Annotated in this window: 12 protein-coding genes; 8 read left to right on the top strand and 4 right to left on the bottom strand. The window is 74.0% G+C overall.

Annotated features, from left to right (window positions below; translation table 11 throughout):
- Nucleotides 1–79: 79 nt before the first annotated feature.
- On the top strand, nucleotides 80–580 hold the full coding sequence (locus tag ACR807_RS37910) for a YbaK/EbsC family protein (RefSeq protein WP_438926345.1): 501 nt from the start codon (nucleotides 80–82) through the stop codon (nucleotides 578–580).
- Nucleotides 577–1,137 carry a GNAT family N-acetyltransferase gene (locus ACR807_RS37905; RefSeq protein WP_438926344.1) on the top strand — a complete coding sequence of 187 codons (561 nt, stop codon included), beginning with the start codon at nucleotides 577–579 and terminating at the stop codon, nucleotides 1,135–1,137. Before ACR807_RS37910 ends, ACR807_RS37905 begins: the two co-directional genes overlap by 4 nt.
- A gap of 85 nt (nucleotides 1,138–1,222) precedes the next feature.
- Here the strand turns inward: ACR807_RS37905 and ACR807_RS37900 are convergent, their stop codons facing one another.
- On the bottom strand, nucleotides 1,223–1,846 hold the full coding sequence (locus tag ACR807_RS37900; protein WP_438926343.1) for a CHAP domain-containing protein: 624 nt from the start codon (nucleotides 1,844–1,846) through the stop codon (nucleotides 1,223–1,225).
- An 89-nt stretch (nucleotides 1,847–1,935) separates the two neighbouring features.
- Nucleotides 1,936–3,615 (bottom strand): DUF885 domain-containing protein, encoded by a 1,680-nt coding sequence (locus ACR807_RS37895; RefSeq protein ID WP_438926342.1) that lies wholly within the window; start codon nucleotides 3,613–3,615, stop codon nucleotides 1,936–1,938.
- Between the two features lie 105 nt (nucleotides 3,616–3,720).
- On the opposite strand from ACR807_RS37895, the gene ACR807_RS37890 reads away from it, so the two are divergent.
- Both ACR807_RS37890 and ACR807_RS37885 read left to right on the top strand, forming a co-directional pair.
- Entirely contained in the window at nucleotides 3,721–4,371 is a 651-nt protein-coding gene (locus ACR807_RS37890; protein WP_438926341.1) for a DUF3153 domain-containing protein, read from the top strand.
- A gap of 43 nt (nucleotides 4,372–4,414) precedes the next feature.
- Nucleotides 4,415–4,858 (top strand): carboxymuconolactone decarboxylase family protein, encoded by a 444-nt coding sequence (locus ACR807_RS37885; RefSeq protein ID WP_438926340.1) that lies wholly within the window; start codon nucleotides 4,415–4,417, stop codon nucleotides 4,856–4,858.
- 147 nt (nucleotides 4,859–5,005) lie between these two features.
- Here the strand turns inward: ACR807_RS37885 and ACR807_RS37880 are convergent, their stop codons facing one another.
- On the bottom strand, nucleotides 5,006–5,890 hold the full coding sequence (locus ACR807_RS37880; RefSeq protein ID WP_438926339.1) for a methylenetetrahydrofolate reductase: 885 nt from the start codon (nucleotides 5,888–5,890) through the stop codon (nucleotides 5,006–5,008).
- Between the two features lie 104 nt (nucleotides 5,891–5,994).
- On the opposite strand from ACR807_RS37880, the gene ACR807_RS37875 reads away from it, so the two are divergent.
- The 3 genes from ACR807_RS37875 (at nucleotide 5,995) to mptB (ending at nucleotide 10,256) form a co-directional block, all read left to right on the top strand.
- The gene (locus tag ACR807_RS37875) at nucleotides 5,995–7,062 is read left to right on the top strand and encodes a polyprenyl synthetase family protein (RefSeq protein ID WP_438926338.1); all 1,068 of its coding nucleotides are present in this window, start codon (nucleotides 5,995–5,997) and stop codon (nucleotides 7,060–7,062) included.
- 2 nt (nucleotides 7,063–7,064) lie between these two features.
- A complete protein-coding gene (gene crtI / locus ACR807_RS37870) occupies nucleotides 7,065–8,558 on the top strand; it encodes a phytoene desaturase family protein (protein ID WP_438926337.1) in 1,494 nt (497 codons plus the stop codon).
- 174 nt (nucleotides 8,559–8,732) lie between these two features.
- Nucleotides 8,733–10,256 carry a polyprenol phosphomannose-dependent alpha 1,6 mannosyltransferase MptB gene (gene mptB, locus ACR807_RS37865; protein ID WP_438926336.1) on the top strand — a complete coding sequence of 508 codons (1,524 nt, stop codon included), beginning with the start codon at nucleotides 8,733–8,735 and terminating at the stop codon, nucleotides 10,254–10,256.
- Nucleotides 10,257–10,333: 77 nt separating this feature from the next.
- Here the strand turns inward: mptB and ACR807_RS37860 are convergent, their stop codons facing one another.
- Nucleotides 10,334–10,699, bottom strand: coding sequence for an Rv2175c family DNA-binding protein (locus ACR807_RS37860; RefSeq protein ID WP_438926335.1), 366 nt, complete (start codon nucleotides 10,697–10,699; stop codon nucleotides 10,334–10,336).
- Between the two features lie 185 nt (nucleotides 10,700–10,884).
- On the opposite strand from ACR807_RS37860, the gene ACR807_RS37855 reads away from it, so the two are divergent.
- Nucleotides 10,885–13,041 (top strand): Stk1 family PASTA domain-containing Ser/Thr kinase (locus ACR807_RS37855; protein ID WP_438926334.1); only part of this gene is annotated, 2,157 nt, incomplete at its 3' end.

The raw sequence follows: 13,041 nt of genomic DNA, 5'->3' as shown, positions 1-13,041 counted from the left end.
GAACAGGTGTTCGAGCCGACCAAGACTATCCTGCCGGCCCGGCACTCCTCAACCCGGCCGCGCGTGGTCTCATGAACGGGTGAGCGCACTCGACCACCCCGGCATCCGCAAGGTCGCCGCCGCCCTGGCCGAAGCGGGGCACCACGACGCGGCGAACGGCATCCGCGTGCTGGCCGACGCCGTCCGCACCGCCGCCGCGGCGGCCGAGGCCGTGGGCGTGCCGGTAGGGGCCATCGCCAACAGCCTCGTGTTCGCCGCCGTGAAGGGCGACGCGACCACCCCGCTGCTCGTGCTCACCTCGGGCGCGCACCGCGCGGACACCGGGAAGCTCGCCGCCCTCGCCGGGGTCGACCGCATCGACCGCGCCACCCCGGACTTCGTCCGTCAGCACACCGGCCAGGTCATCGGCGGCGTCTCCCCGGTCGGCCACCCCGCGCCCATCCGGACGTTCGTCGACGTGGCCCTGGAGCGGTACGAGGTGGTGTGGGCCGCGGCGGGGCACCCGCACGCCGTCTACCCCACCACCTGCGCCGGCCTGGTCGACCTGACCGGCGGCACGCCCGCCGAGGTCGCGCAGTGACCGCCGCACCGTCTCAGCGGCTCGTCGAGCTGTCCGCGCGCGAGCTGAACGCCCGCCTCAGCGAGGCGCTGGCGCTGTACGTGAGCGCCATGGACTACCCGCCCGGCACGGCCGAGCAGCGCGCGCCCATGTGGTTGGCGCACATGCTGCGCGAGGGCTGGCGGTGCGTGGTGGCCCTCGGCGAGGAGGACGAGCTGATCGGCATCGGCTACGGCTACCGGGGCTCGGTGGGCCAGTGGTGGCACGAGCAGGTGCGGCACGGCCTGACCACGGTCGCCGGGCCGACCGCGGTCGAGGAGTGGATGCGCGACTACTTCGAGCTGACCGAGCTGCACGTCCTGCCGCGCGCCCAGGGCCGGGGCCTCGGCGAGCAGCTGCTGCGCAGCCTCCTGGCCGGCGTCACGACGTCGCGCGTGCTGCTGTCCACGCCGGAGGGCCCGAGCAAGGCGTGGCGCCTGTACCGGCGCATGGGGTTCGCGGACGTGCTGCGGCACTACCAGTTCACCGGCGACCCGCGCCCGTTCGCCGTCCTGGGCCGGACCCTGCCGGTGGACTAGCCCCCGGCCCGCGGGCCGGACCCCGCGAACCGGACCACGCGGGCCGGGTCCGCGGACCGGATCGGCCCGCGGACCGGCCGGCGGGTCAGAACGGGGACACGAACCCGGTGGCCTTCAGGTACTTCCCGGCGTTCAGCCCCTCGATCGGGCGCAGCTTCGAGTAGACGACGCGCTCGCCGAAGTTGCCCTCGACCGTCCGCACGTGCGTGGCCTTGAGCCCGGTCCGGTCGTACTTGACCTCGACCACCAGCCCGACGTGCGCGTGGAAGTCGGGGAAGTTGCCGTACACGACGGCGTCGCCCGGCTCCACGTCCCGCTCGGAGACGTCCTTCCAGCGGCCGTTGGCCTTGCCCCACTTCTGCCAGTACGTCGCCCAGTGGCCCTGCTCCAGCACGGACGCGCCGGGCGCGGGCCGCATCGACGGCTTGTCCACCACGCCCGCGGTCGCCCACGCCCAGTTGACGAACACGCCGCACCACTCGGCCGGGCGCAGCACGCCCGGTTCCACGTCCTGGTACTTCTGCGGGTAGTAGTTGCCGTTGCCCTCGCGCTGGCCGACCTCGCGCAGCGCGTGGTCCACGATGTCCTGCCGGATGCGCCACTGCGCCTGGTCGCCCACCCCGGGCTGGGCCTGCGCTGGTGCCGCCCCGAGGAGCAGCAACGCGACCGCCAGCGCCCCGAGCGCGGCGCGCCTCGTACGTCCGCCCATCGGTCCCCCCTCACTCGTACGCACGACAATCAAACACCGACCCCGGTGACCTGCGCGTGAGGCACCGGGGTCGGAATCGAACCAGAACGTCAGAGTTCCGCCAACCGCTCGCGCAGCGTGTCCAGGCCCATGGCGCCCATCTCCAGCGCCCGCGTGTGGAACGCCTTGAGGTCGAAGTCGGCCCCGTGCCGCGCCCGCGCGTCCTCGCGCGCGGCCAGCCACAGCCGCTCGCCGATCTTGTACGACGGGGCCTGGCCGGGCCAGCCCAGGTAGCGGTCGATCTCGTCGTGCACGTGCGACGCGTCGGTGATCGTGCGGGTGAGCATGAACTCCAGCCCCAGCTCCGGCGTCCACCGCTCGCCCTCGTGGAACCCGGTCCCCCTCGGGATCTCCAGCTCCAGGTGCATGCCGATGTCGATGATCACCCGGGCCGCGCGGAACAGGTGCGCGTCGAGCATCCCGAGCAGGTCGCCGTCGTCCTCCAGGTAGCCCAGCTCTCGCATCAGCCGCTCGGAGTACAGCGCCCAGCCCTCGCCGTGGCCGGAGACCCAGCACAGCAGCCGCTGGAAGTCGTTGAGCCGCTCGGCCTGGTACACCGCCGTCGCGACCTGGAGGTGGTGGCCGGGCACGCCCTCGTGGTAGACGGTCGAGACCTCGCGCCAGGTGGAGAACTCCTGCTTGTCGTCCGGCACGGACCACCACATGCGGCCGGGCCGGGAGAAGTCCGGCGTCGGGCCCGTGTAGTAGGCGCCCACACCCCCGCCGGGCGGCGCGATGCGGCACTCCAGCGCCATCAGCTCGTCGGGCAGCTCGAAGTGCACGTCCCGCACCTCGCGGAGCGCCTTGTCCGACAGCTCCTGCATCCACGACTGGAGGCCGTCCTTGCCGTGCACCAGGTACCGGGGGTCCGCGTCCAGCGCGGCGGCGGCCTCGGCCAGGCCGGCGCCGGGCTTGATCCGGTTCGCGACCTGCCGCATCTCGGTCTCGATGCGGGTGAACTCCGCCCAGCCCCACTCGTAGGCCTCGGCCAGGTCCAGCCGCGACCCGGTGAAGAAGCGCGACTGGAGGCGGTAGACGTCCTCGCCCACCGCGTCCTTCTCCGGCGCGCGGGGCGCCAGCTCGGCGCGCAGGAACGCCGCCAGGTCCCCGTAGGCCGAGGCCGCCGCCTCGGCGCCGGCCCGCAGCTCCGTCCGCAGCGCGCCGTCACCGGGGGCGCCCGCGACGAAGCCCGCGAAGAACGACGGCCGATCGCCGCGCCCGGCCCACGTGTCGCACTGCTCGGCGACCTTGGTGACCTGGCGCAGCGCGGCGACCCGCCCCTTGTCCGCGGACGACGCCAGGCCGGCGCGCAGGTTGGCCAGCGCCTCCGGCACGGCCTTGAGCCGCTGGGCGATCACGGCCCAGTCGTCCTCCGTGGAGGTCGGCATCTGGTCGAACACCTCGCGCAGCGACTGCACGGGGCTCGCGATCACGTTGAGGTTGCCCTCGACCAGGCCGGCCTCGTGCAGCTCCACCTCCAGGCCGACGCGCTCCAGGAACACGGCCTTGGCGTCGGCCTCCGACTTGTCCGCCGGCTCGGCCGCCCCGACCGCGGCGAGGGCCTTGCGGGCCAGTTCCTCCCGGGCCGCGTGGCCCTCCGGCGAGTAGTCGGGCAACCGGTGGTCGTGGCCGGGCTTGCCGATGGCGGTCGCGACCAGCGGGTCCGCCGCCGCGTAGTCGGCCACGAACTGGTTGCTGATGCCGTGCACGCCGGCCTGGGAGGTTGACATGCGCCGCACGTTACCGGCGGCCCCTGTACCACCGACAGGTATTTAGCGAGGCTCACGATTCTGGACCACCGGTCAACTTTTGACGGCAGCCGGCAGGATGACCGCGTGCCCAGGGCCTCCGCGCTCCTCCTGCCGGTCTTCCTCCTCGCGCTGCTGTCGCTGACGGGGTGCGTCAGGCTGCACGCCGCCATGGCGTTGTCGCAGGACGACCGCGTGTCCGGCGAGATCACCGCCGCCACTCCCCCCGCGCGGGACAACGACCCGGGCCCCCAGCTCAAGGTGCCGGAGGAGCTGGCCGGCCGGGTCACCACCAAGCCGTACGCCGTGGACGGGTACGTCGGCACCCAGGTGTTCTTCAGCGGCCTGGCGTTCGACGAGGTGCGGGCCCTGTCGATCGCGACCAGCGCCTCGTCCAGCCGCTACCAGCTGAACTTCCGCCGCTCCGGCGACCTGGTGTCGCTGTCCGGCTCGGTGGACCTGACCCAGGTGCCGCCGGAGCGGGCCGACATCCAGGTGAAGATCAGCTTCCCGGGTGAAATCATCGACACGAACGGGCGAGAAGAGGACAACGCCACCATCGCCTGGTCACCCAAACCGGGCCAAGCCTCGATGCTGAACGCCACCGTCCGCTACGAGGGCGACAACGCCGTCTCGTACTTCGGGTGGACGATGCTGGTGGCCGGGCTGACCGGCGGCGCGGCGCTCATCGTCGTGGTCCTGGCGGTGGTCGCGCACAGGCGCAGCGCGCTGGCCTGACGGCCCCCTGTCACACCTCGCCGGGCCGCCCCGTCCCATGGGCATGAGGATGAACTTCGCCGCGGTCGCCCCCGAGGCGTACCAGCTGATGATCGCCCTGAACACCTACGTCACCGAGAACGTGGACCACACGCTCCTCGAACTGGTGAAGCTGCGCGCCTCCGTCCTCAACGGCTGCGCGTTCTGCGTCGACATGCACACCCAGGACGCCCTCAAGGCGGGCGAGAACCCCCAGCGCCTCTTCGCGGTCGCCGTCTGGCGCGAGTCCCGGTTCTTCGACGACACCGAGCGGGTCGCCCTCGAACTGACCGACGCCGTGACGCGGCTGGGCGAGCACGGCGTGCCCGACGAGCTGTGGCAGCGGGCCGCGGCGGCGTTCGGCGAGAAGGGGCTGGCGGACCTGCTGGCGCTGGTGATCAGCATCAACGGCCTCAACCGCCTGGCCGTGACCCTCGACTCGGCCACCGAGCGGCACCTGCACGCCTGAGGGCCGCGCGGCCGTCCCCGCTCCCCGGAGGCACCGGGCACCGGGGACGGCCGCACCGGCTGACCGCGTCGGTCAGTCCCGCGCCGGTCGGGCCGGCGATGGTCAGGCCGGCGATGGTCAGGCCGGCGATGGTCAGGCCCGCGTCGGTCAGGCCCGCGCCGGGACCAGCCCCAGCCGCCCGACGACCTCGCGCGTCGCCCTCGACCGGTTGAACGTGTAGAAGTGCAGCGCCGGCACGCCCTCCGCCAGCAGCCGCTCCCCCATCTCCGTCACCAGGTCCACCCCGGCCTCGCGGAACGCCGCCGCGTCCCCCGCCAGCGGCTCCAGCCGGCGCGCCACCGCGGCCGGCAGCGGGGCGCCCGACAGCTCCACCGTCTTGGCCAGCGTCCGCGGCGTCGTCAACGGCATCAGCCCCGGCAGCACCGGTGTGTCGCAGCCCACCGCGACCACCCGGTCGCGCAGCCTCAGGAAGTCCTCCACGTCCAGGAACAGCTGCGCGATGGCGAAGTCCGCCCCCGCCCGCAGCTTGCTCACCAGGTACTTCGTGTCCTCGTCCAGGCTCGCCGACCGGGGGTGCCCGTACGGGAACGCGGACACGCCCACGCAGAAGTCGCCCAGCTCCCGGCACAGCCGCACGAGCTGCTCCGCGTACGTCAGCCCCTGCGGGTGCGGCACCCACTCGCCGTGGGGGTCGCCGGGCGGGTCGCCGCGCACCGCCAGGATGTTGCGCACGCCGACCGCCGCGTACCAGCCGATGACGTTGCGCAGCTCGGCCACCGAGTGGTCCACGGCCGTCAGGTGCGCCATCGGCACCAGGGTCGTCTCCTGCACGACGCGCCCGGTGGTCCGGATGGTCCGGTCGCGCGTCGAGCCGCCCGCGCCGTAGGTGATCGACACGAACGCCGGGTCCAGCGGCTCCAGCTCCCGGATCGCGCGCCACAGCACCGTCTCGTCCGCCGCGTCGCGGGGCGGGAAGAACTCCACGGAGAACACGGGGGAGTCCCCGCTCAGGCGCTCGACCACCGACGTCATGCCACCAGCCTAAAGGCACCCCCAACCCGTGGGAGGAACCTTTCACCAGATGGGACCGACCACCCGGTTGGGCAGGCCCCCGGGGCAGGGGCGACGATAGGCGGGTGCCGCTCCACCCCCTGGACCTCGAACTGCCCAAGCACGTCGACGCGGCGTTGGCGGGATACCTGGCCGACCGCCGGGTCCTGGGTGCGCGGATGGAGGAGAACTTCACCGGCGCGGTCGACGCGCTGGCCGACTTCGTCCTCGGCGGCGGCAAGCGCATCCGCCCCACCTTCGCCTGGTGGGGCTGGCGCGCCGCGGGCGGCGACCCGGAGGGCCCGGGGACGCCGGCGGTCCTCACCGCGGTCAGCTCCCTCGAACTGATCCAGGCGTGCGCCCTCGTGCACGACGACCTGATGGACGCCTCCGAGACCCGCCGGGGCATGCCGACCGTGCACGTCCGGTTCGCCGAGCGGCACCGCGAGCGGGGGTGGCTCGGCGAACCCGAGCGGTTCGGCCTGGCCGCCGCCGTGCTGATCGGCGACGTGGCCCTGGCCTGGGCCGACGACATGCTGTTCGCCGCCGGCCTGCCCACCGACGCCCTCCAGCGCCTCAGCCTGCCGTGGCGGGACATGCGCACCGAGATGCTGGCCGGCCAGTACCTCGACGTGCTCACCCAGGCCCGGGGCGACTCCTCGCCCGACGCCGCGCTGCGCATCGACCGCCTCAAGACCGCCGCCTACACCGTCGAACGCCCGCTGCACATGGGCGCGGCCATCGGCGGCGGCTCGCCCGAGCTGGTCGACGGCCTGCGCGCGTTCGGCCGGGACATCGGCGTGGCGTTCCAGCTGCGCGACGACCTGCTCGGCGTGTTCGGCGACCCGGCCGTCACCGGCAAGCCCGCGGGCGACGACCTGCGCGAGGGCAAGCGCACCCTGCTCGTGGCGCTGGGCATGCAGCGCGGCGCGGACGTGCTGCACGAGGCGCTGGGCCGCCCCGACCTGGACCCCGCCACCGTCGACCTGGCCCGCGCCCAGCTCCGCGACGTCGGCGCGGTGGACGCCGTCGAGCGGCGGATCACCGAGCTGACCACGTCCGCGCTGGCCGCGCTGGCCGCCGCGCCCGTCGCCGAACCGGCCGCCGACCGCCTCGCCGAACTCGCCATCAGCGCCACCGAACGGACCCACTGACGATGCGCACCGTCACCGGCCGCACCGACCACGTCGTCGTGGTCGGTGCGGGTCTCGCCGGGCTGTCCGCGACCCTGCACCTGCTCGGCGCGGGCCGCCGCGTCACCGTGGTCGAGCGCGACGCCGTGCCGGGCGGCCGGGCCGGGCGGCTCGACCTCGGCGGCTACCGCTTCGACACCGGCCCCACCGTGCTGACCATGCCGGAGCTGGTGGACGAGGCGCTGCACGCGGTCGGCGACTCGCTGGCCGACCGGCTCGACCTCCTCCCGGTCGACCCCGCCTACCGGGCCAGGTTCGCCGACGGCTCCGTCCTCGACGTGCGCGCCGACGCGGACGCCATGGAGGACGAGGTGCGCCGGTTCGCCGGTCCGCGCGAGGCGGCGGGCTACCGCGACCTGCGCCGCTGGCTGACCGAGCTGTACCGGGTGGAGCGCGACTCGTTCATCGGGGCGAACTTCGACTCGCCGTTCTCCCTCCTCACCCCGCACCTGGCCAGGCTCGCCGCCCTGCGCGGGTTCGCCCGCCTCGGCCCCTCCGTCGCCCGCTTCCTGCGCGACGAGCGCCTGCAGCGCGTCTTCTCCTTCCAGTCCCTGTACGCGGGCGTGCCGCCCCGCCGCGCGCTCGCCGCCTACGCCGTGATCGCCTACATGGACACGGTCGCGGGCGTGCACCACCCGCGCGGCGGGATGCGGGCGCTGCCGGACGCCCTCGCCGCCGCCGCGGTCGACGCGGGCGCCGACGTGCGCTACCAGACGCCGGTGGCGTGGCTGGAGCGCGTCGGCGGGCGGGTGAGCGCCGTGCGCACCACCCGCGGCGAGCGCATCCCGTGCGACGCGGTCGTGCTCACCCCGGACCTGCCCGCCGCCTACCGGCTGCTCGGCCACCGCCCGCGCCGGCCGCTCCCGATCACCTGGTCGCCGTCGGCCGTCGTGCTGCACGCGGGCGTGTCGCGCACCTGGCCCGAGCTGGCCCACCACACCCTCTTCTTCGGTGCCGCGTGGGAGCGGACGTTCGACGAGCTGACCCGGCTCGGCACGCCGATGAGCGACCCGTCGCTGCTGGTCACCGCCCCGCCCGAGCAGGGCATGTTCGTGCTGGCCCCGGCGCCGAACCTGCACGCCGGCCCGGTCGACTGGGCCCGCGTCGGCCCGGCCTACCGCGACGAGCTCGTGGCCACCCTCGAACAGCGCGGCCTGACCGGGTTCGGCGACGCCGTCGAGGTGGAGCGCCTGGTCACCCCGCTCGACTGGGCCGGGATGGGCCTGGCCGCGGGCACCCCGTTCTCGGCGGCGCACACGGTCGCGCAGACCGGGCCGTTCCGGCCGCGCAACCTGGTGCTCGACAACGCGGTGCTGGCGGGCTGCGGCACCACGCCGGGCGTCGGCGTGCCGCCGGTGCTGATCTCCGGCCGGCTGGCCGCGCAGCGGATCACCGGCGCGAGCGCCCGCGCGCCGCGCCGCCTGCTCGCCGCCCACCGGGCACGCGCGCGCTCCTGAGGGGCCGCCGCGAAAGGCACCCGAACCGGACGGCGCCGCACGTCGAATACTCCATGTGGTCACTCCCCCGGGTGATCACGACGTGCGAGGATCGCCCCGGGCGTTACGAGCCCGTCACCGGGTTGCACCATCACGTGCCGGTCCCTCCTGGCCTTGTGCAACGATGTTCCCGCGATGGCCGCGACCCCGTCCCTCCCCCGATCGAGCGCCGCACCTGTCGAGCCGGTGCGGTCGTCGGCTACCCAGGCGCAGGACCGGCCGGACCCGGGCGGCATCCCGATCCGCACCATCCTGCTCGGCGTGGGCGGCGTCATGCTGCTCGCGCTCGGCGGCACCGGCGCGGGCGCGATCCTCAAGCGCGACCCGCTGCTCGCCGACACCTCGCTGAGCTGGATCAGGTACGGCCACGGCCACGACCTGGCCACCGCCGTCCTCTACCTCGGCCTGGGCATGGTGATCTGGTCGTGGGTCAGGCTCGGCCGGATGGTCCGCAACCGGCACGTGGGCAGCGCCGCCGTGCTCACCGCGATCGTCGCCTGGACGCTGCCCCTGCTCTTCGCGCCACCGCTGTTCAGCAAGGACATCTACAGCTACCTCGCCCAGGGCCAGCTCGCGCTCAACGGCCTGGACCCGTACTCGGTCGGCCCGGCGGTGCTCCAGAGCCCGCTGTCGGACAACGTGAGCTGGGTGTGGCAGAACACGCCCGCCCCCTACGGCCCGCTGTTCCTGATGCTCGCCGAGGGCGTCGTCTGGTCGACCGGCGCCAGCGTGATCGGCGGCGTCGTCGTCATGCGGTTCGTGCTGGCGTGCGGCCTGCTCCTGCTGTGCTGGGCGCTGCCCGGCCTCACCCGCCACCTGGGCGGGCGGCCCGCGACCGCGCTGTGGGTGGCCGCGGCGAACCCGCTGATGCTCGTGCACCTCATCGGCGGCGCGCACAACGACCTGCTGATGGTCGGCCTGCTGGCCGCCGGCGTGCTCCTCGTGCTCGACCGCAGGCACGTGCTGGGCCTGGCCGTGGTCACGCTCGCGTTCGCGGTGAAGGCCACCGCCGTCGTCGCCCTGCCGTTCCTCGTCCTGGTGTGGGCGAGGCGGCTGCACGGCACGCGCGCCGCCCAGCTCGGCAAGGCCATCACCGGCGGCGTGGCGGTGTTCGTCGCCGTGTTCGCCGGCACCACCCTGGTCTCCGGCCTGGACCTCGGCTGGATACCGGCGCTCAGCTCGTCGTCGACGATCGTGAACTGGCTGTCGCTGCCCAGCGCGGTCGGCGACTTCGCGCACACGGTGGTCGACGCGTTCGTCCGGGTCGAGCCGGGCTGGTTCATGACCGTCGCGCGCGGCCTCGGGTCGCTGCTGCTGGTCTACATCGCGTGGCGGCAGTGGTGGGCGGCGCAGGACGGCGGCCCGGACGCGGTGCGGCGGGCGGCGATCACGATGTTCGCCGTCGCGGTGCTGTCCCCGGCCACCCTGCCCTGGTACTTCAGCTGGCCGCTGGTGATGGCGGCGGCGTTCCACTGGTCCGGGACGGCGTTGAAGGCGGGCGCGTTCTTCTCCGTCTGGATGCTGCTCGTCACCTACCCCAACGGCGACACGGCGCTGTACTCGTGGGGCTACCTGGCCTGCACGGCCCTGGTGTCGGCGCTGGCCTGCGCGTCGCTGACCAGACCGGACCCCCTGAAGCTGTCCAGCCGGTACGCGTGACCGCGGGGCTCGGCGCCCGGGCGACCCGCTCTGGGGCCGCCCGGACGCCGGTCGACGGGGAGGTGGTGCGCGGTCGGCTAGAAGGCCAGCGCCTGGGCGCGGCGCTTCACCTCGCGGCCCCGGTCGCCGCGCAGCGCCTCGACGGGCGTGCCCGGCAGGGTCTCGTCCTCGGTGAACAGCCACCGGAGGATCTCTTCGGTCGAGTAACCGGAGTCGCGCAGCACCGTGATGGTGCCGGGCAGCCCCTTCACCACGCCTCCGGCGGCGAGGAAGTCGGCGGGGACGACGAGGACACCGTTCCGGCGCTCCGCGAGGAGTTGGCCGTCGCGCAGCAGCTGGTGGACACGGTTGATCGGCAGGCCAAGCCGCTCTCCGACCTCGGGGAGGTCGAGGACCTCGAGGTCGGGAGCCAGCACATCCGCAGCGGCAGGAATCGCACTCACGTGCGTCACGATGCCACAACGCCGGGAGCGATGCCCTGCGCCAACCGGGTGGTGGGGGTACACCCCCGGGTCGCCTGCCGGACACCCCCTGTTCCGCGGGGCTTTGACGCGGAGCCCACACGCGCGCGTGGGACCATCCAGCGCACAGCACCGATCGGCACCACCCCACCGTACGATCCACGGCTGTGGAAAGGTCGGCGACGAACGTGATCGGCGGGCTGCTCGAACAACGCTACCGGGTCGGCACCCTGGTGGCGCGGGGCGGCATGTCCTCCGTGTACCGCGGTGTGGACACCCGCCTGGAGCGCCCCGTGGCCATCAAGGTCATGGACCCGAGGTTCTCCGCGGACCCGCAGTTCGTCGCGCGGTTCGAGCGCGAGGCGCGGGCCGCGGCGAAGCTCCACCACCCCGGCGTCGTGCAGGTGCACGACCAGGGCGTGGACGAGGACCGGGTCTTCCTGGTGATGGAGCTGGTCGAGGGCGGCACGCTGCGCGACCTGCTCAACGAGCGCGGCAGGCTCGACGTGCCGCTGGCGCTGACCGTGCTGGAGAAGGTGCTCTCGCCGCTGGCCGCGGCGCACCGCGCCGACCTCGTGCACCGCGACGTGAAGCCGGAGAACGTGCTGATCGGGCGCGGCGGCGCGGTGAAGGTCGCCGACTTCGGCCTGGTCCGGGCGATGTCCACGGCGGGCGTCACGAGCGACTCGGTGATCCTCGGCACGGTCGCCTACCTCTCGCCCGAGCAGGTCACCACCGGCACCACGGACGCCCGCAGCGACGTGTACTCGGCGGGCGTGCTGCTGTACGAGATGCTGACCGGCGCGCCGCCGTTCGTGGGCGACAACGCGATCTCCGTGGCGTACCGGCACGTGAACGACGAGGTGCCGCCGGTGCCGGACGTGCCCGCCGAGGTGGCGGAGCTGGTGCGCCGGGCGACCCGCAAGGAGCCGTTCCTGCGGCCCGCGGACGCCGACTCGTTCCTGTCCGAGGTGGAGGCCGTGCGGGCCCGGCTCGGCCTGGTGAGCGCCGACGTGCCGGTGGTGGCCGCCGCCGAACCGGCCGCGTCGACGCCCTCCCCGTCCGCGCCCCCGTCCCCGTCCGCGCCACCGCCCGACCCGGCCGACCAGGCGACGCAGGTCCAGCCCCACCCGCTGGCCCGGCCCGTGGCGTTCGTCGAGCCGGGCACCCAGCAGGTGCCCGCGCCCGGTCCCGGCGAGCAGACCGTGCACATCCAACCGGTCCGGGTCGGCGCGGGCGTGGGCACGGCGTTCGCCGACCCCACGGTGCCCGTGCACCGCCCCAACCCGCTCGTCACGCCGGTCAGCGGCCCGCAGGGCACGCGGGCCATCCCGCGCGGCGCCTTCCAGCCCGTGCCGCCCGTGGAGGCGCCCAGGACCGCGCCCAGGCCGAGGCCGCGCCCCCGGCGGGCGCCGAAGAAGAAGACGCCCGAGCAGTTGCAGGCGGAGCTGCAGGCGCGCAGCAAGCGCCAGTTCATCACCTGGATCAGCGTCGTCGGCGTCGCCGCGCTCGTCATCGGCGTGACGACCTGGTGGTTCTCGATCGGCCGGGTCACCAACGTGCCCGAGCTGGTCGGCCGGGACGAGTCGACGGCCATCTCGCTGATCACCGCCGCCTCCCTCAAGCACACCGTGCGGACCGAGAACAGCGACACGGTGCCCGCCGGCGAGGTCATCAGCACCGACCCGCCCGCGGGCACCGAGACCACGCAGGGCGAGCTGGTGCGGCTCGTGGTGTCGGCGGGCAAGCCCGTGGTGCCGCAGGTGCAGTCCGGCGTCGACCCGGCGGTGGCCGAGCAGGAGATCAGGTCCGTCGGGCTCCAGGCGAAGGTGGACCCGGCGAAGGAGGCGTTCAGCGACCGCGTGCCCAAGGGCAAGGTGGTCACGCTCGACCCCGCGCCCGGCACGCCGGTGCCGATCGGCTCGACCGTGGTGATCGTGCTCAGCAAGGGCGTGCAGCCGCGGCCGGTGCCGAGCGTGACCGGCAAGTCGAAGGACGAGGCGTTCGCCGAGCTGAGCGCCGCCGGGTTCGAGCCGGTCGAGGGGCCCGGCGAGTTCTCCGAGTCCGTGGACGCGGGCAAGGTCGTGCGCACCGACCCGGCCGCGGGCTCGAACGTGTCGGGCGCCGACCGGCGGGTGACCGTGTTCCTGTCGAACGCGGTGACCGTGCCCCAGGTCGAGGGCAAGCGCGTCAAGGACGCCAAGGAGGACCTGGAGAAGGCGGGCCTCAAGGTGGACGTGCAGTTCAACAACAACGACCGGGCCCGCGTGGTCAACCAGTCCGTGCGCGCCGGGCAGCGCGTGCCCAAGGACACCCAGGTCACG

It is taken from the genome of Saccharothrix sabaoui (assembly GCF_051756985.1).
Lineage (GTDB): Bacteria > Actinomycetota > Actinomycetes > Mycobacteriales > Pseudonocardiaceae > Actinosynnema.
Note: the sequence above shows the minus strand (reverse complement) of the source record. Positions and strands in the feature narration are given on the sequence as shown.

Coding starts and splice junctions, on each gene's coding strand:
- ACR807_RS37900 (WP_438926343.1), bottom strand. CDS start 1,846: ATGGGCGGACGTACGAGGCGCGCCGCGCTCGGGGCGCTGGCGGTCGCG.
- ACR807_RS37895 (WP_438926342.1), bottom strand. CDS start 3,615: ATGTCAACCTCCCAGGCCGGCGTGCACGGCATCAGCAACCAGTTCGTG.
- ACR807_RS37885 (WP_438926340.1), top strand. CDS start 4,415: ATGAGGATGAACTTCGCCGCGGTCGCCCCCGAGGCGTACCAGCTGATG.
- ACR807_RS37880 (WP_438926339.1), bottom strand. CDS start 5,890: ATGACGTCGGTGGTCGAGCGCCTGAGCGGGGACTCCCCCGTGTTCTCC.
- crtI (WP_438926337.1), top strand. CDS start 7,065: ATGCGCACCGTCACCGGCCGCACCGACCACGTCGTCGTGGTCGGTGCG.
- mptB (WP_438926336.1), top strand. CDS start 8,733: ATGGCCGCGACCCCGTCCCTCCCCCGATCGAGCGCCGCACCTGTCGAG.